At 67.3% G+C, this 16,358-nt stretch carries 14 protein-coding genes; 1 reads left to right on the forward strand and 13 read right to left on the reverse strand.

Translation table 11 applies throughout. The annotated features are described in order from the left end of the window. Window positions 1–13: 13 nt before the first annotated feature. The 4 genes from ACVCL3_RS13225 to polA form a co-directional block, all read right to left on the reverse strand. Window positions 14–2,035: a trypsin-like peptidase domain-containing protein gene (locus tag ACVCL3_RS13225; RefSeq protein ID WP_447099628.1), complete on the reverse strand. Its 2,022-nt coding sequence runs from the start codon at window positions 2,033–2,035 to the stop codon at window positions 14–16. A 136-nt stretch (window positions 2,036–2,171) separates the two neighbouring features. Continuing rightward, window positions 2,172–4,532, reverse strand: a complete 2,361-nt coding sequence (locus tag ACVCL3_RS13230; protein ID WP_447099629.1) for a 3'-5' exonuclease — start codon at window positions 4,530–4,532, stop codon at window positions 2,172–2,174. A gap of 73 nt (window positions 4,533–4,605) precedes the next feature. Beyond that, complete coding sequence (locus ACVCL3_RS13235; RefSeq protein WP_447099630.1) at window positions 4,606–4,824, reverse strand: hypothetical protein; 219 nt, start codon at window positions 4,822–4,824, stop codon at window positions 4,606–4,608. Window positions 4,825–5,118: 294 nt separating this feature from the next. After that, entirely contained in the window at window positions 5,119–7,854 is a 2,736-nt protein-coding gene (gene polA / locus ACVCL3_RS13240; RefSeq protein ID WP_447099631.1) for a DNA polymerase I, read from the reverse strand. 93 nt (window positions 7,855–7,947) lie between these two features. Between polA and ACVCL3_RS13245 the strand changes: the two genes are divergently transcribed. Continuing rightward, a complete protein-coding gene (locus tag ACVCL3_RS13245; protein WP_447097983.1) occupies window positions 7,948–8,466 on the forward strand; it encodes a DUF2782 domain-containing protein in 519 nt (172 codons plus the stop codon). 22 nt (window positions 8,467–8,488) lie between these two features. On the opposite strand, the gene ACVCL3_RS13250 is transcribed toward ACVCL3_RS13245, so the two are convergent. The 9 genes from ACVCL3_RS13250 to aroQ all read right to left on the reverse strand — a co-directional run bounded on the left by ACVCL3_RS13250 (window position 8,489) and on the right by aroQ (window position 16,350). Beyond that, the gene (locus ACVCL3_RS13250; RefSeq protein ID WP_395120303.1) at window positions 8,489–9,199 is read right to left on the reverse strand and encodes a glutathione S-transferase; all 711 of its coding nucleotides are present in this window, start codon (window positions 9,197–9,199) and stop codon (window positions 8,489–8,491) included. A 143-nt stretch (window positions 9,200–9,342) separates the two neighbouring features. Next, window positions 9,343–10,953, reverse strand: coding sequence for a bifunctional phosphoribosylaminoimidazolecarboxamide formyltransferase/IMP cyclohydrolase (purH, locus tag ACVCL3_RS13255; RefSeq protein WP_447099632.1), 1,611 nt, complete (start codon window positions 10,951–10,953; stop codon window positions 9,343–9,345). 97 nt (window positions 10,954–11,050) lie between these two features. Continuing rightward, window positions 11,051–11,356: a helix-turn-helix domain-containing protein gene (locus ACVCL3_RS13260; RefSeq protein WP_395120301.1), complete on the reverse strand. Its 306-nt coding sequence runs from the start codon at window positions 11,354–11,356 to the stop codon at window positions 11,051–11,053. A gap of 216 nt (window positions 11,357–11,572) precedes the next feature. Beyond that, window positions 11,573–12,415, reverse strand: a complete 843-nt coding sequence (locus tag ACVCL3_RS13265; RefSeq protein ID WP_395120299.1) for a zinc-ribbon and DUF3426 domain-containing protein — start codon at window positions 12,413–12,415, stop codon at window positions 11,573–11,575. A gap of 70 nt (window positions 12,416–12,485) precedes the next feature. Continuing rightward, window positions 12,486–13,412: a 50S ribosomal protein L11 methyltransferase gene (gene prmA, locus ACVCL3_RS13270; protein ID WP_447099633.1), complete on the reverse strand. Its 927-nt coding sequence runs from the start codon at window positions 13,410–13,412 to the stop codon at window positions 12,486–12,488. Window positions 13,413–13,533: 121 nt separating this feature from the next. Further along, the gene (gene accC, locus ACVCL3_RS13275) at window positions 13,534–14,910 is read right to left on the reverse strand and encodes an acetyl-CoA carboxylase biotin carboxylase subunit (RefSeq protein ID WP_395120297.1); all 1,377 of its coding nucleotides are present in this window, start codon (window positions 14,908–14,910) and stop codon (window positions 13,534–13,536) included. Window positions 14,911–14,956: 46 nt separating this feature from the next. Then, window positions 14,957–15,280 carry a four helix bundle protein gene (locus ACVCL3_RS13280; protein ID WP_447099634.1) on the reverse strand — a complete coding sequence of 108 codons (324 nt, stop codon included), beginning with the start codon at window positions 15,278–15,280 and terminating at the stop codon, window positions 14,957–14,959. A gap of 77 nt (window positions 15,281–15,357) precedes the next feature. Then, complete coding sequence (accB, locus tag ACVCL3_RS13285; RefSeq protein WP_447099635.1) at window positions 15,358–15,825, reverse strand: acetyl-CoA carboxylase biotin carboxyl carrier protein; 468 nt, start codon at window positions 15,823–15,825, stop codon at window positions 15,358–15,360. 66 nt (window positions 15,826–15,891) lie between these two features. Then, on the reverse strand, window positions 15,892–16,350 hold the full coding sequence (gene aroQ, locus ACVCL3_RS13290; protein ID WP_395120295.1) for a type II 3-dehydroquinate dehydratase: 459 nt from the start codon (window positions 16,348–16,350) through the stop codon (window positions 15,892–15,894). Window positions 16,351–16,358: the final 8 nt, after the last annotated feature.

The raw sequence follows: 16,358 nt of genomic DNA on the forward strand, positions 1-16,358 counted from the left end.
CGCGCGGGCAGCCTCAGCGTTCCTTGATGCGCAGGTTCTTCATCAGCAGGTCGAGCTGGTGTTTCATGCGGGCCTGCGAAGAAGTGCCGGCGACGCCGTAGAAAGCGGTGTACAGCACCGACGGTTTGCCCTCGCCCGGCGCTGGCGCGGCCACGGCGTCGATCTTCATCAGGCCGTTCTCGGGGCGCGCCACCGCGTTGAACGGAAACTGGCGCTGCACCAGTTGCTGCCAGCGGCTGCTCATGTCCTTGTCCAGGTTCGGTGGCGGTGCCATGTAGCGCTGGATGTCGACGTTTTCCTGGTTGTCGGAGGTGGAGTCCTTCCACACATTGACGATGCCCACGTCCCATACCGGCTTGCCGTCGGAAAGAAAGAAGCGGAAGCCAAGCCACAGCATGTTGTCGGGGGTGATCTCCTGCACCTCGGGGCCGTAGGAGAAAGCCACCCGCGGCGACGCATAACTGAAGCGGTGGCCGTAGTCGAAGTCGATGCGGATGTCCTTGAAGACGGCCGGTTTCAGCTTCGCGTTCTTCAGGTAGCCGGTCCACTGCGCAAGCGTGCCCTCGTAGGTCGCGTGGATGAAGCCGCTGAGCTGGTCCATGTCCAGCCGGGTGTCGTGCAGGCTTGCCGGCGACGTCATCCGGGTCAGCATCACGCTGCCGTCAGGCACCGGCAGCGAATACACCACGCCCAGCGCGTTGGCATATGGCAACGCCCATACCGACACATGCCACGGCCGGCCCCAGCGATCCTCGTGCACCGATTCCTGCACGGGCTTGCCGAAGGAGGTGATCTTGATGTTCTCGCCGGCCACCGCGCGCCGGAACATGCCGGTCTGCGCCAGCAGGTCCATGCGCGCACGTGCATCGCGGTAATAGGTTTCCGCGTCGAAACCGTCGGGGCGGCGCAGATGAAACAGGCCGTTGCGACCGATCGCGCCGGCGTCCACGTAGCCGTTGCCGCTCAGCGTGTAATGACTGGAAGCCTCGCCCACGCGGCTCCATTCGCCTTCCGCACCGCGCATGATCAACGACGGGAACGCGTTGAGTTTGGTGCGCTGGTGCAGCAGGCGCAGCGAGCCCGGGCCATCGGGAAACAGGTTGGCGGATTCCCTGGCGAGCAGGGTTTTCAGCATTGTGTCGGCGTTGGCGTTCGCGCGATCGAGGAAGGCGCGGTAGAACGCGTCCAGGCCCAGCGGCAGCGCGAACTGCGCCTTGAACGTGCCGTTCTCGACGGCCTGGAAGATGTCCAGCTGATAGACCAGGCGCGAGTCGATGATCGCCTGGTGCGCCGGGGCGTTCAGCACCTCGCTGATCGGCAGCGCGTAGTTGAGGTTCTCGTTCGCCGATTTCGCCAGCACCACGCCGATGAGCTTGCCGTTCCTGTCCAGCAGCGGGCCGCCGCTGTTGCCCGGTGAGGCGGCGGCGGAAAAGCGCATCCAGTTCCAGCTGCCGTCCTGCTGTTCCGGCGTGTTGGAGGTGTACAGGCCGTCGCGGATCACGATGCCGGTGCCCAGCGCGTTGCCCACCGCATACACGACCTGGTTCAGTGCCGGTCGGGTGTCCACCGGCAGCGGCTTGACCGACGGCGGCGAGGCCAGCGAGAACACCACGAAGTCCTTGCGCAGCGAGTACTGCTCGATCTTGTCGATGGCGTAGACATGGCCTTGCGAATCGCGCAATTCAGGTGCGCCCCACAGGCTGCCCGCGCCGGCCAGCAGCACGTGGCCGGCGGTGACATAGCGGTTGGGGCCGATCGCGAACGCCGTGCCGATCGAGTGGTACTTGTCGGTGCGTTCCTGGAACGGCAGCAGGTCCAGCGGCAACGGCTTCTCGTAACTCAGCGGATCGTCGACGGGCTTGGCCTGCACGACCTCGAACGTGGCCGCTTCGATGCGGGGCAGCATGGCCGGATCGAGCGTCGCGGCGTGGCTGCCGGTGAAGCCGCCCCAACCGATGCCGATGCACAGCGCCCACCGCGCGAAGTTCCTTCCCTTGCCGCCGATTCGGCGGCTCACGCCTTGCGAACTGGACATGGATTTCCCTGGCTGCGGGCGGCCATCCGAGTATCCCCCGTGAATGCTCGCGGACGCGGCCCCGCTGCAGATAGTGGCATGCCGCCGCGGCAATTGCATCGCGCGGCTTGCCTTGCGGCTCCTGCCCCGTACGCGGTTACAGCGCGGTGAGATTGGCGTAGGCCGCCACCAGCCACTTGCTGCCCACATCTTCGAAGTTGACCTGCAGGCGGGTGTGCGCGCCGCTGCCCTCGGCGCTGAGCACCACGCCTTCGCCGAAGCTGGGATGGCTCACGCGCTGGCCGAGTTTCACCGGCAGCGACTCGTCCAGGGAGGGCGACGTCTCGCGCGCGCGACCGGTGTACAGCGGCCGGGTCACGTGCACGCGCGGGCGCACTTCGTCGATCAGTTCGGCCGGCATTTCGGCGAGGAAGCGCGACGGGCGGGTCAGCATCTCGGCACCGTGCATGCGGCGCGACTCGGCGTGGCTGACGATCAGCCGCTGGCGCGCACGGGTGATGCCGACGTAGGCGAGCCGGCGCTCTTCCTCCAGCCGGCCCTCGTCGTTCACCGAGCGCTGGCTGGGGAACAGGCCTTCTTCCATGCCGACCAGGAACACCACCGGGAACTCCAGCCCCTTGGCCGAATGCAGGGTCATCAGCTGCACGCAGTCCTCGCCTTCGGCACCCTGGCTTTCGCCGGCCTCCAGCGCGGCGTTGGAGAGGAACGCGTTGAGCTCGCTCAGGCCCGCGTCGATATCCTCCGCCGAGCGCTCGAAGCGGCTGGCCACATTGATCAGCTCGTCCAGGTTCTCCACCCGCGCCTCGGCGTTGCCGCGGCTGTCCTTCTCGTAATAGTCGCGCAGGCCGGTGTGGGTGATGGCGTGGTCGATCTGTTCGGCCAGGGACAGGGAATGGTTCCCCTCTCCCTCCGGGAGAGGGGCCGGGGGTGGGGGTACGGGCGGAGCGGCGCCTTCCGGTGATCTCGTACCCTGAAAGTCGTGCGCCATCTGGTCGATCAAGGCCAGGAATGCCTTCACCGCATTCTTCGCGCGGCCGGCCAGCTCGTTGCCGCTGCCCAGTTCGATCAGCGCCGCTTCCCACATCGAGACGTTGTCGCGCCGCGCGCGCCGGCGCAGCACGTCGAGCGTGCGCTCGCCGATGCCGCGCGGCGGGGTGTTCACCGCGCGCTCGAACGCGGCATCGTCGTGGCGGTTGGCGCTGAGGCGCAGGTAGGCCAGCGCGTCCTTCACTTCGGCGCGGTCGAAGAAGCGCTGGCCGCCGTAGACGCGATAGCCGATGCGGCGCTGGACGAGCTGCTCCTCGAAGTTGCGCGACTGTGCGTTGGAGCGATAGAGGATCGCGCAATCCTGCGCACTGCCGTGCTCGTCGATGTACTCGCGGATGCGCTCGACCACGAAGCGCGCCTCGTCCTGCTCGTTGTAGGCGGCATACAGCGCGATGCGCTCGCCGTCCTCGCCGGCCGTCCACAGCTGCTTGCCGAGGCGGCTGCCGTTGCGCTGGATGATGTGGTTGGCCGCCTGCAGGATGGTCGAGGTGGAGCGGTAGTTCTGTTCCAGCTTGATCGTGCGCGCACCGGGAAAATCGCGCAGGAACTGCTGCATGTTCTCGACCTTGGCACCGCGCCAGCCGTAGATGGACTGGTCGTCGTCGCCTACTGCGAAAACCTGACCGGTTTTCGCGGGAATAGGGAATGGGGAATAGGGAATAGGAGCATCCCCGGTCGCCGCGGCGCCGTCAGCTCTCCCTATTCCCGATTCCCTATTCCCGATTCCTTGGTTCGCACCCGACAGGACGCGCACCCACGCATACTGCAGCGTGTTGGTGTCCTGGAACTCGTCGATCAGCAGATGGCGCCAGCGTTGCTGGTAGTGCTCCAGCACGGCGGGGTTTTTCAGCCACAGTTCGTGCGCGCGCAGCAGCAGTTCGGCGAAGTCCACCAGGCCGGCGCGACGACAGGCTTCCTCATAGGCCGTGTAGATGTTGACGAAAGCGCGCGTTACCGGGTGGTCGCGATGCTCGATGCTGTCCGGCCGCTTGCCCTCGTCCTTCCACTGGTTGATCTGCCAGCAGGCCTGGCGCGGCGGGAACTTCGCCTCGTCCAGCCCCAGCCCGGCCACCACGCGCTTGACCAGCCGCTGCTGGTCGTCGGAATCCAGGATCTGGAACGTCTCGGGGAGGCCCGCCTCGCGCCAGTGCCGGCGCAGCAGGCGGTGGGCGATGCCATGGAAGGTGCCCACGGTCAGCCCCTGGGTGCCACCGGGGATCAGCGAGGCCAGCCGCGCGCGCATTTCGCCGGCGGCCTTGTTGGTGAAGGTGACGGCGAGGATTGCCCACGGCGGCACGCCTTCGGCCTGCATCAGCCAGCCGATGCGGTGGGTCAGCACGCGGGTCTTGCCGGAGCCGGCGCCGGCCAGCACGAGGTAGTGCCCGGGTGGGGCGCAGACGGCTTCGCGCTGGGCTTCGTTCAGCGGATCGATCAGGTACGAGACATCCATCTCGCCCATTGTAGTGGCCGCCAACGAAAACCGCCGCGAAGCGCGGCGGTTTTCGTTGGCGGGTCGATGCGCTTCAGCGCTTCTGCATGAAGCCGCCGAGGGCGAGCAGGCCGCCGCCGACGATACCGACGATGCCGATCCACTGCGGCACGCCCTTGTCGTGCGTGGCGGTGAGCTTGGCCGAGCCGACCTGCACCAGCGTGTCGGTGTCCTGGTAGAAGGCATGTCCGGCGACCACCCAGATGCCCGCGGCGACGAGAATGATGCCAATGACGATCAAGCCTGCACGCATGGTATTCCCCGTGATGATGGTGGATCGAGTATGCCGCAATCGTTCGTGCACGGAATGTACACGCCGGCGAGGCAAAAAAAGGCCCCGAAGGTTAGGGGGAACCTTCGGGGCCGGGGCAGACGCGAAAACCCAGGGGAGAGGTTCGCGACTGTGGCCGCCCAGGGAGGTGGGCTGGCCGCGGATGCCGTTGCGTGCATCCGAAGGATTGGATGCGGCCGCGCCGGGAAAGTTGCAAGGCTCGCGCAGAAATTCAACTGCGATTCATTCTCATGGAAAATTAACCTCCGGCCGGCGTCAGTGTGCCTCGTCCCAGTTGGCGCCCACGCCGACATCGACCAGCAGCGGCACGGACAGTTCCGCCGCGCCGGACATCCGCTCCGACACCGCGCGGCGGACCTCCTCGACGGCGTCGGCGCGCACCTCGAACACCAGTTCGTCGTGCACCTGCATCAGCATGTGGGCGTCGTCGCGTTCGGCCAGCCACGCCGCCACGGTGATCATCGCGCGCTTGATGATGTCCGCCGCGGTGCCCTGCATCGGCGCGTTCACCGCGGCGCGTTCGGCGCCCTGGCGCAGGCCGGCGTTGCGTGCGGTGAGGTTTTCCAGGTACAGCCGGCGGCCGAACAGGGTCTCCACGTAGCCGTCGCGGTGGGCCCGCTCGCGGGTGGCTTCCATGAAAGCGCGCACGCCGGGGTAGCGCGAGAAATAGCGGCCCATGTAGTCGCTGGCCTCGCCGCGGTCCACGCCGAGCTGGCGGGCCAGGCCGAACGCGCTCATGCCGTACATCAGGCCGAAATTGATCGCCTTGGCCGCGCGGCGCTGGTTGGTGGTGATGTCTTCCGGCGCCACGCCGAACACTTCGGCCGCGGTGGCGCGATGCACGTCGCCACCGGAGTGGAACGCGCGCAGCAGGCCTTCGTCGCCGGACAGGTGGGCCATGATGCGCAGTTCGATCTGCGAGTAGTCCGCCGCCATCACCTTCCACCCCGGCGGCGCGATGAAGGCCTGGCGGATGCGCCGGCCTTCCTCGGTGCGCACCGGGATGTTCTGCAGGTTGGGGTCGGAGGAGGAGATCCGCCCGGTCGCCACCGAGCCCTGGTGGTAGCTGGTGTGCACGCGGCCGGTGCGCGGGTTGACGATGCCGGACAGCTTGTCGGTGTAGGTGCTGCGCAGCTTGGCCAGGCCGCGGTAGTCCAGGATCAACCGCGGCAGTTCGTGCGTCTCGGCAATCGCCTCCAGCGCTTCCTCGTTGGTCGAGGGCTGGCCGGTGGGCGTCTTCAGTTTCGCTTCCAGGCCCAGTTCGTCGAACAGCACCGCCTGCAGCTGCCTGGGTGAATCGAGATTGAACTCGCGCCCGGCCAGCGCGTGCGATTGCTGCTGCAGCTCGAGCATGCGCTTGCCCAGCTGCTGGCTCTGCGCGCGCAGCGCGTCGCCGTCGATCAGGACGCCGCGGCGCTCCATCCCGGCCAGCACCGGCACCAGCGGAATCTCGATCTCCTCGTACACGCGTTGCAGCGAGGGCACGCCCTGCAGCCTGGGCCATAGCGCATGGTGCAGGCGCAGGGTGATGTCGGCATCCTCGGCGGCGTAGCGGCAGGCAGTGTCCAGGTCCACCTGCGAGAAGGAAATCTGCTTGGCCCCCTTGCCGGCGACTTGCTCGTATTTCACGGTCTCGTAGCCGAGGTATTTCTTCGCCAGCGAATCCATGTCGTGGCGTGTGGCGGTGGCGTTCCACACGTAGGATTCAAGCATCGAATCGTGCTTCACGCCCTGCACCGTGATGCCGTAATGCGACAGGATGTTGATGTCGTACTTCGCGTGCTGGCCGAGCTTGGGCCGCGCGGCATCCTCGAAGATCGGCTTGAGCGCGCGCAGCACCTCGCCACGATCGAGCTGCGGCGGCGCGCCCGGATAGTCGTGGCCGAGCGGGATGTAGCAGGCCTTGCCCGGCTCCACCGCGAAACTGATGCCGACGATGTCCGCACGCATCGCGTCGATGCTGGTGGTTTCCGTATCGAAGGCGATCAGTTCGGCGCTGCGAAGCTTTTCCAGCCACGCATCGAAGGCCGGCCGGGTGATGACCAGTTCGTATTCGCCCGGCCCTTGCAGGAGCGCACCCTGTGCGCGATGCCCTTCGTCCCGCGCCGGAGGAGCTTCGCGCACGGGGTGCGCTCCTGCAGGTTCCGCCGCTCCATCCAGCTCCTTCAACGCCGCCTTGAACTCGTAGCGCGTGTACAGCTCGCGCAACTGTTCGACATTGGGCTCGCGCTGCGCCAGGTCGGTGGGGCCGAACTCCAGTGCCACGTCGGTCTTGATCGTCACCAGTTCGCGCGACAGCGGCAGTTGCGGCAGCGTGGCGCGCAGGCTCTCGCCGATCTTGCCGCCGACCTTGTCGGCATTGGCCATCACGCCATCCAGCGAATCGAACTCGGCCAGCCATTTGGCGGCGGTCTTGGGCCCGCACTTGGGCACGCCGGGAATGTTGTCGATGGCGTCGCCGGTGAGCGTGAGAAAGTCGATGATCTGGTCCGGCCGCACGCCGAACTTGGCCATCACGCCGGCATCGTCCATCACCGTGCCGGTCATGGTGTTGACCAGGGTGACCTGCGGTCCGACCAGCTGCGCCATGTCCTTGTCGCTGGTGGACACTTCCACCTCGATGCCGAGCGCGCGCGCCTGCACCGCCAGCGTGCCGATCACGTCGTCGGCCTCGACGCCGTCCACGCGCAGGATCGGAAAGCCCAGCGCAGCGACGATGGCCAGCATCGGCGCAACCTGCGCGCGCAGGTCGTCCGGCATCGGCGGCCGGTTCGCCTTGTACTGGTCGTACAACGCATCGCGGAAGGTCGGCCCGGGCGCGTCGCTGACGAAGGCCAGGTAATCGGGCTTTGCCTTCAGCGTGGCGCGCAGCATGTTGACCACGCCGAACAGCGCACCGGTGGGCTCGCCGCGCGCGTTGGAAAGCGGCGGCAACGCGTGGAACGCGCGGTAGAGATAGGACGAACCGTCGATGAGGATGAGCTTGGGCATGGGCGCGATTCTCGCATGCACGGCGAAATGTCGCGTTTCACGGAAGCGCCGCGGGTGCGCTGCTATGCTGCCCTCCCCATCGAGGTTGCCACCATGAAAATCCCTGCCGTGCCGGTTGTTGTCGCCACCTTGCTGTCGACCGCGCTGTTCGCCGCGGCAGTGCACGCCCAGACGGCTGCCCCCGGTCCGGCCTTGCCGCCGCCCGGCATGAACGATCCCGGCGTGCAGGCAAACCCGCCGCCGGCCACGTCCGCGGCACCGCCCGCGAGCGCGCCGAAACCCGATCTGCGTCCGCTCACCCTGCCGGCGATGAAGAGCGGCGACAGCCGCATGGGCCGTCCCGCCGACGAGCCCGAAGTGCAGATCCGTCAGCAGGGCGAAAACACGGTGCAGGAATACAGCCGCAACGGTCGCGTCTACATGGTGGTGGTCACGCCCAGGCACGGCCTGCAGCAGACCTACATGGTCGACCCGCAGGGCCGGCTGGTGGACGAACACGGCCAGCGACGCGCCACGCCCGCGCTGTACAAGGTGCTGGAATGGGGCAAGAGCCGCCCGCCGGCCGAGTCGTCCGACGACACCGGCGCGCCGGCTTCCAGCAGCAGTCGCTGAACCTCGATGACGGCGCGGCCGCTCAGGCCGGGTCGTCCAGCTCCGGGTAGTGGCGGAAGATGCCGCTTTCATTGAACGGTACGCGCCGCGTGGACGCCAGGTAGGCCGCGATACGCGGGCGCTGGGTCACGTTGGCGTGCAGCGCGTGCAGCAACGGCAGGCCGGCGTGCAGGCGTTGCATCGTGCGGGGAAACGCATAGTTCAGGCCGCTCATCAGCTGGAACAGCGACAGGTCGACGCAGGAGTGCCGGCGCAGGGCGTGGCGGCCACCGCCGCGCTCCAGCACCTGCTCGAAGTAGTGGAGAAACTTCGGCAGCCGCTGCGTGCGCAGGTCGCCGGCCCTGCGGCGGGCTTCCTCGCGCTGGTCTTCGTAGTAAAGGCCGCTGGCGATGGGGTGGTGCGCGTCGTGCACTTCTGCCACGAGGTCGGCGATGGTCAATTGCAGCTGGTGGGCGTAGCGCCGCACGCTGGTGCCTTGCGGCAGCAGCGACAGTGGCGGGCCCAGGTATTGCAGGATGTTCGCGGTCTGCGCGATCACCAGCCGACCGGCCTTGAGAAACGGCGGCGCGAACGGCAACGCGCCTTCGTGCGCGCCGTCGAGGTAGCGCACGATCGCATCGTCGCCTTCCTCGCGCGCCACGTCGACGTAATCGGCGCCGGCATCCTCCAGCGCCAACCGCACGAATTCACCGCGGCCCTGGATGCCGCTCCAGTAATACAGTTCGTAGCGCATGGCAGCCTCCGCAGCGGGATATCCGATGCTGCGGCGTGACATTACTACGCGACGTGCAGGAGCCCGCTCGCGGGCTATGCTCCTGCCTTTGCGAATCCCCGGGAAAAGCATCGCCCGCGAGCGGGCTCCCGCGGGGCGTGCGCTCAGTGGCGGAAATGGCGCATGCCGGTGAACACCATCGCGATGTCGTGTTCGTCGGCGGCGGCGATCACTTCGCCATCGCGCATCGAGCCGCCGGGCTGGATCACCGCGGCGATGCCCGCCTCGGCCGCCGCGTCGATGCCGTCGCGGAACGGGAAGAACGCGTCGCTGGCCATCACCGAGCCGCGCACTTCGAGCTTCTCGTCGGCGGCCTTGATGCCGGCGATCTTCGCACTGTAGACGCGGCTCATCTGGCCGGCACCGACGCCGATGGTCTGGCGATTCTTCGCATAGACGATGGCGTTGGACTTGACGAACTTGGCCACCTTCCAGGCGAAGATGAGGTCGTGGATCTGCGCTTCGGTGGGCGCCTTGCGGGTGACCACTTTCAGGTCCGCCGCGGTGATCATGCCGGTGTCGGCGCTCTGCAGCAGCAGGCCCGAACCGACGCGCTTGGAGTGCATGCCGGGGTGGGCATCACGCAGTTCGCCGTGCGTCGGCAGCGGGATCACCAGCACGCGCACGTTGCCTTTCTTGTGGAATGCCTTCAGCGCGTCATCCGCGTAAGCCGGCGCCAGCACCACCTCGACGAACTGGCGCTCGACGATCGCCTTCGCGGTAGCGCCGTCGACTTCGCGGTTGAACGCGATGATGCCGCCGAAGGCCGAGGTGGGATCGGTCTGGAAGGCCAGGTCATACGCCTTGCCGATGCCGTCCAGGCTCACCGCCACGCCGCAGGGGTTGGCGTGCTTGACGATCACGCAGGCCGGCTTGACGAAGCTGCGCACGCATTCCCACGCGGCGTCGGCGTCGGCGATGTTGTTGAACGACAACTCCTTGCCCTGCAGCTGGCGGAAGGTGGCCAGCGTGCCCGGCGCCGGATACAGGTCGCGGTAGAACGCGGCGCTCTGGTGCGGGTTCTCGCCGTAGCGCAGGTCCATCAGTTTGACGAAGCGGCCGTTGACCTGGCCGGGGAACATGTCGTGGCCGGCGATGGCGTCCTGGGCGTCGTTGAGTTGCAGCGCGGACAGATAATCGCTGATCGCGCCGTCATAGCTGGACACGTCATTGAACGCGGCCACCGCCAGCTTGAAGCGCGTCGCGCGAGTCAGGCCGCCTTGCGCCTCGATCTCCTCCAGCGCCGCGTCGTACTGCGCGGGCGAGGTCAGCACGGCCACGTCGTTCCAGTTCTTCGCCGCCGAGCGCAGCATCGCCGGACCGCCGATGTCGATGTTCTCGATCGCCTGCTCCAGCGTGCAGTCGGGCTTCGCCACCGTGGCCTCGAACGGGTAGAGGTTCAGCACCAGCAGGTCGATCGGCGCGATGCCGAGTTCGGCCATCACCGCGTCGTCGGTGCCGCGCCGGCCGAGCAGTGCGCCGTGCACCTTCGGGTGCAGCGTCTTCACGCGGCCGTCCATGATCTCGGGGAAGCCGGTGATGTCGCTGACCTCGGTAACCGCGATGCCCGCCTCGCGCAGCGTGCGCGCCGAGCCGCCGGTGGAAAGCAGTTCCACCCCCTTCGCCGCCAGCCGCCGCGCCAACTCGACCAACCCCGTCTTGTCGGAAACGCTGAGCAGCGCGCGGCGAACGGGAACGACGGCAGGGACGGACATGATGGCTCCGGGATCAGGGATGGAAAATTCGTGGTTGCAGTGGCGGGCCGGGCGGTGATCTGGGCTGTTGCCAATCCCCCATCCCGCGTCAGCGGCCTCAAAGCAACCCGTGCGCCGCCAGCTTCTTGCGCAGCGTGGCGCGATTGATGCCCAGCGCCACGGCGGCGCGGCTCTGGTTGCCGCCGTGGAAGGCCAGCACCTCGCGCAGCAGCGGCACTTCGACTTCGTGCAGCACCAGCGCGTGCAGGCCCTCGGCACATTCGGTGTCGCCGATGTCGGCCAGATAGCGTCGCACCGTGCGGCTGACGCACTCACTCAGTGCGCTGCCGGAGCCGTGCGCAAGCGCAGCTTGCGACGAGGTCGATACGGCAGCCTCGGCGGCAGGCAGTCTGGCGGCATTCACGGATACTTTCCCTCGCATGCGGTGCGGCGGCTGCGAGGGCCGCTGCGTTCTCTGGTGTCGGTTGGTGCATTCGCAGCATGGATCGAGTGCCGGCGGGCACTCGGTGCGAGCGCTTGAGTCTACCCTTGTGCGCGGTCGATTTTAAGTCCCTCGACAAGCGCGGGAGACCCTGATCCGTTCAGCCGAGGCGTCGTTGCCCATGGGGCGCGGCACGCTTCACTCGAAGCCGAACTCGAACGCGACGGCCTGGTCGCCGGGGTCCTTGACCTCCAGCAGCAACACCGCCACGGCACCGGGCGCCAGGCCGCGACGCAAGGTCGCAGGGTCGTCGAGGTACTCCGTCGGCTGCAGCCGGCGCATGGCCAGTCGCTGGCCTTGCGCGTCGGACAGCGTCACCGTCACCACCGGATAGGGTTGCGCGAAGCTGGCGTCGTTGCGCACGCTGGCGCTGATCATCAGCGCGTTCGGCACGCTGGGGTGCGCCTGCACGTTGCTGGCGAGCAGGCGCAGGCGTGCCGGCGCGGCCACCAGCGGCAGCCGGCAGTGCAGCACGGCACAACTGCTGCGCAACCAGCCGCCTACGGTGGGATCGCGGATCAGGGCGTCGCGCTTGGCCCACCCCAGTTGCGCGAGCAACAGCAGTGTCAGCACGCCGCAGGCAAGTATCCACGGCCAGTTGCGCTCGCCCGAGGCGGCGCGCAGGCGATGGGCTTTCCCGCGCGTGCGCTTGCCCGCGCGGCCGCGCGACTGGCGGGCGAAGCGCGGCGTGAACACCAGTTGCGAAAAATCCTCGGGCGGCGCGCTGGCCGGCTGTTCGGTCGCCACCACCACCGGCTCGGGTTGCGGCCGATAGACCACCAGGTCCAGCAGCGGCGGTTCCAGCGCGGGCTCGTTGACGGCCAGTTCGACGAACGGCTCGGGCGGCAATTGCTCGGTGAGCGTGGCCAGGCTGCCGAAGCTGGCGTTGCAATGCCCGCACACCACGTGACCGTGAGCCTTCGCCAGTGTCTGTGCATCCAGCGAAAACACGGACAGGCATTCGGGGCATTGGGTATACATGCGTCGCCGCTTCAACCGGTATCGCCCAAGCTTAACAGGCTGTCCGGAGCATGCGGATGCAGCGGCGGCGTCAGCGGCGACGCCGCCCGCTGATGCGCACCCAGTCGTCGCGAAGGTCTGCGCGCAAGTCCTCGAACCATTCCGCGTAGCGCGCCAGCAACTCGTCCTGCTGGCCGGCGAGGATGCCGGAGATCGCGAATGGCGCGCCGGGTTTTGCCGCGGCCGCGAAGGTCGGCGCCAGCGTATCGAGCGGCCCGGCGAGGATATTGGCGACGAACACGTCGGTGGCGCCGTCGGGGTGATCTTCCGGCAGGAACAGCGTCAGGCGATCGGCCACGCCGTTGCGCGCGGCGTTGTCGGCCGAGGCCGTGAGTGCCTGCGGATCGTTGTCGATGCCGATTGCGGCAGCGGCGCCGAGCTTCAGCGCAGCGATGGCCAGGATGCCGGAGCCGCAGCCGTAATCGGTGATCGTCCTGCCGTGCAGGTCGAGCCCGTCCAGCCATTCCAGGCACAGCGCGGTGGTTGGGTGGGTGCCGCTGCCGAAGGCGAGGCCCGGGTCGAGCCGCACGACGACGCGCGTGGAGGCATCGGAGCGGCCGATGTTGCCGTCATCGACGGGCGGCTCGATGTTCCACGGATAGATCCACAATCGGTGGCCGAACGCCATCGGCTTGAACTGGTCCATCCACGCGCGCTCCCAGTCCTGGTCGGCGACGTCGCGGAAGCTCAGCTGATCCGGTTCCAGCCATGGCAACAGGTCGCCCAGTGCCGCGGCAATGCCGCGCCGGTCGGCGTGCTCGTCGAACAGCGCATCCAGCGTGATCGTCGGCCACAGCGGCAACTCGCCCACGCCCGGCTCGAAGATCGCCTGCTCGTCCGGCGTCTCGGCGTCGGCATCGCGCAGGGTGATCGACAACGCGCCCAGATCCTCCAGCGCCTCTTCCACGCGCGGCTGCTGTTCGGTGCGGATGATCAGGGAGAGTTCGAGGAAGGGCATGAGGCGAGGAGTGGGTGAAGAGGAGTGAGGAACGAGAGAAGGGCGAGGCTTGGCGAGTGTGTCAAAGGTGGAGAGAAGCACGGGCGCGCCGGCCTTCTCTCACTCCTCAACTCCTCTTCACTCACTTCTCTGCCGCACCGGCGGCAGCCTTTTCCTTCTGTTCGGCCATGCGCTTTTCCAGGTAATGGATATTCTGGCTGCCGTGCTGGAAGCCGACGTCGGCCATGATCCGCTGCTGCAGCGGGATGTTGCACTTGACGCCTTCGATGACCGTTTCGGCCAGCGCCAGCTGCATGCGCGCGATGGCGGTCTTGCGATCCGGGCCGTGGACGATCAGCTTGCCGATCATCGAATCGTAGTTCGGCGGGATCCTGTAGCCGTCGTAGAGGTGGGTGTCCACGCGCACGCCGGGGCCGCCCGGCGCCTCGAAGCGCTTCACCGTGCCGGGGCTGGGCATGAAGGTGTCCGGGTCCTCGGCGTTGATGCGGCACTCGATGGCGTGGCCGGTGATGTGCACGTCTTCCTGCCGGATCGACAACGGCTGGCCGCCGGCGATCAGCAGCTGCTCGCGCACCAGGTCCACGCCGGTGATGAATTCGGTCACCGGGTGCTCGACCTGGATGCGGGTGTTCATCTCGATGAAGTAGAAGCGGCCGTTCTCGAACAGGAACTCGAACGTGCCGGCGCCGCGGTAGCCGATGCGCAGGCAGGCGTCGACGCAGACCTTGCCGATCTGCGCGCGCAGCTCGGGCGTGATGCCCGGCGCCGGCGCTTCCTCGACCACCTTCTGGTGGCGGCGCTGCATCGAGCAGTCGCGTTCGCCGAGATAGATGGCGTGGCCCTGGCCATCGGCCAGCACCTGGATCTCCACGTGGCGCGGGTTCTCCAGGAACTTCTCCATGTAGACCTGATCGTTGCCGAAGGCCGCCTTGGCCTCCTGCTTGGTCATCACGATGGAGTTGCCCAGGTGCGCCTCGGTGCGCACCACGCGCATGCCGCGGCCGCCGCCGCCGCCGGCGGCCTTGATGATCACCGGGTAGCCGATCTCGCGCGCGATCTTGATGCTGGCGTCGACATCCTCGGTCAGCGGACCACCGGAGCCGGGCACGCAGGGCACGCCGGCCGCCTTCATCGCGCGGATCGCCTCGACCTTGTCGCCCATCAGGCGGATCACGTCGGCGGTCGGTCCGATGAAGATGAAGCCGGACTGCTCCACCTGCTCGGCGAAGTCGGCGCGCTCGGAGAGGAAGCCGTAGCCCGGATGGATGGCCTGGGCGTCGGTGATCTCCGCCGCGGCGATGATGCGCGGGATGTTGAGGTAGCTGTCCGCCGACGGCCCCGGGCCGATGCAGATCGCCTCGTCGGCCAGGCCGACGTGTTTCAGGTTGCGGTCCACGGTGGAGTGCACCGCGACCGTCTTGATGCCAAGGCTGTGGCACGCGCGCAGCACGCGCAGGGCGATTTCGCCGCGATTGGCGATGACGACTTTTTCTAGCATGGGAATGTGAAAGGGAATAGGGAATGGGGAATAGGGAATAGGGAGATCATCGAATCGCCTCTCTTGTTCGCAGTGTGTTCATCAGACCAGTCAGCATGGCAAACACCTCATCTATGGAAATCTTGGTGTCAACCGGAATAGTCCCGTAACCAAGCCGTGCGGCGATCTGCAGCTGAGTGTCCAGCTCTGATAGCGATCCACGAGCGATCGACAAAAAGCGCAGGTATTCGGGAGTCGAGCGACGAGCGGCGCCCTCGGCGATGTTAGACGGGACGCTGACGGCAGCGCGCCTGAGCTGGGCGGTCAGCCCGAAGCGTTCGCTGTCGGGGAATGCCGAAGAGCAGGCATAGACTTGCTCCACCAGCGACATTGCTCGCTTCCAGACCGACAAGTCTTCGTGCGGCCGCTTTGACAATTCCCTATTCACGATTCCCTATTCCCTGCTTTTCAGGCAATCACGAACATCGGTTCGTCGAATTCCACGGGCTGGCCGTTCTCGATCAGGATGGCCTGTACGGTGCCGGCGACTTCGGCTTCGATCTGGTTGAACATCTTCATCGCCTCGATCACGCCCAGGGTGTCGCCGGCCTTGACCTGCTGGCCGACCTTGACGAAGGCGGGGGCGCCGGGCGAGGCGGAGGCGTAGAAGGTGCCGACCATCGGCGCCTTGACCACGTGGCCGGCCGGCAGGGCGTCGGCGGGCGGCGCTTCGGAAGCGGCGGCGGGCGCAGCGGCCACCGGGGCGGCTGCCACGGCAGGCGCGGCGGCGGCCACCGGGGCGGCGGCCGCGACCGGTGCGGCGCCCTTGGGCACGCGCGACAGACGCACGACTTCCTCGCCCTCCTTGATCTCCAGTTCGGCGAGGTTGGATTCCTCGAGCAAGTCGATCAGCTTCTTGATTTTGCGCAAATCCATCGGATCAGCCTTTGGTCAGTCATGCCGCCGTGGAGGCGGCTGGAAGGGGAAAGAGGGTGCCGCCGGTCAGGCGTCGGCGGCAGGCGGCGCCTGCAGCCGCTGGATCGCCGCGTCCAGCGCCAGTGCGTAGCTGGCGCTGCCGAAGCCGCAGATCACGCCGAGCGCCAGATCCGACAGATACGAGTGGTGGCGGAACGGCTCGCGCGCGAACACGTTGGACAGGTGCACTTCGATGAACGGGATGGCCACCGCCGCAAACGCGTCGCGCAGCGCGATGCTGGTATGGGTGAAGGCGCCGGCATTGCACAGGATCAGGGCGGTGCGGTCGTCGCGCGCCTGGTGCACGCGCGCAATCAGCTCATGCTCGGCATTGGACTGGAACCACTGCAATTCGTGGCCGGCCGCCTGCGCCCGATCGGCCAGGCTCTGGTTGATCCCGGCCAGCGTTTCGCGGCCGTAGATCTGCGGCTCGCGTGCACCCAGCAGGTTGAGGTTGGGTCCGTGCAGGACCAGGATCTTCGCCACGAAACCAC

This window comes from Rhodanobacter sp. UC4437_H4, assembly GCF_052978425.1.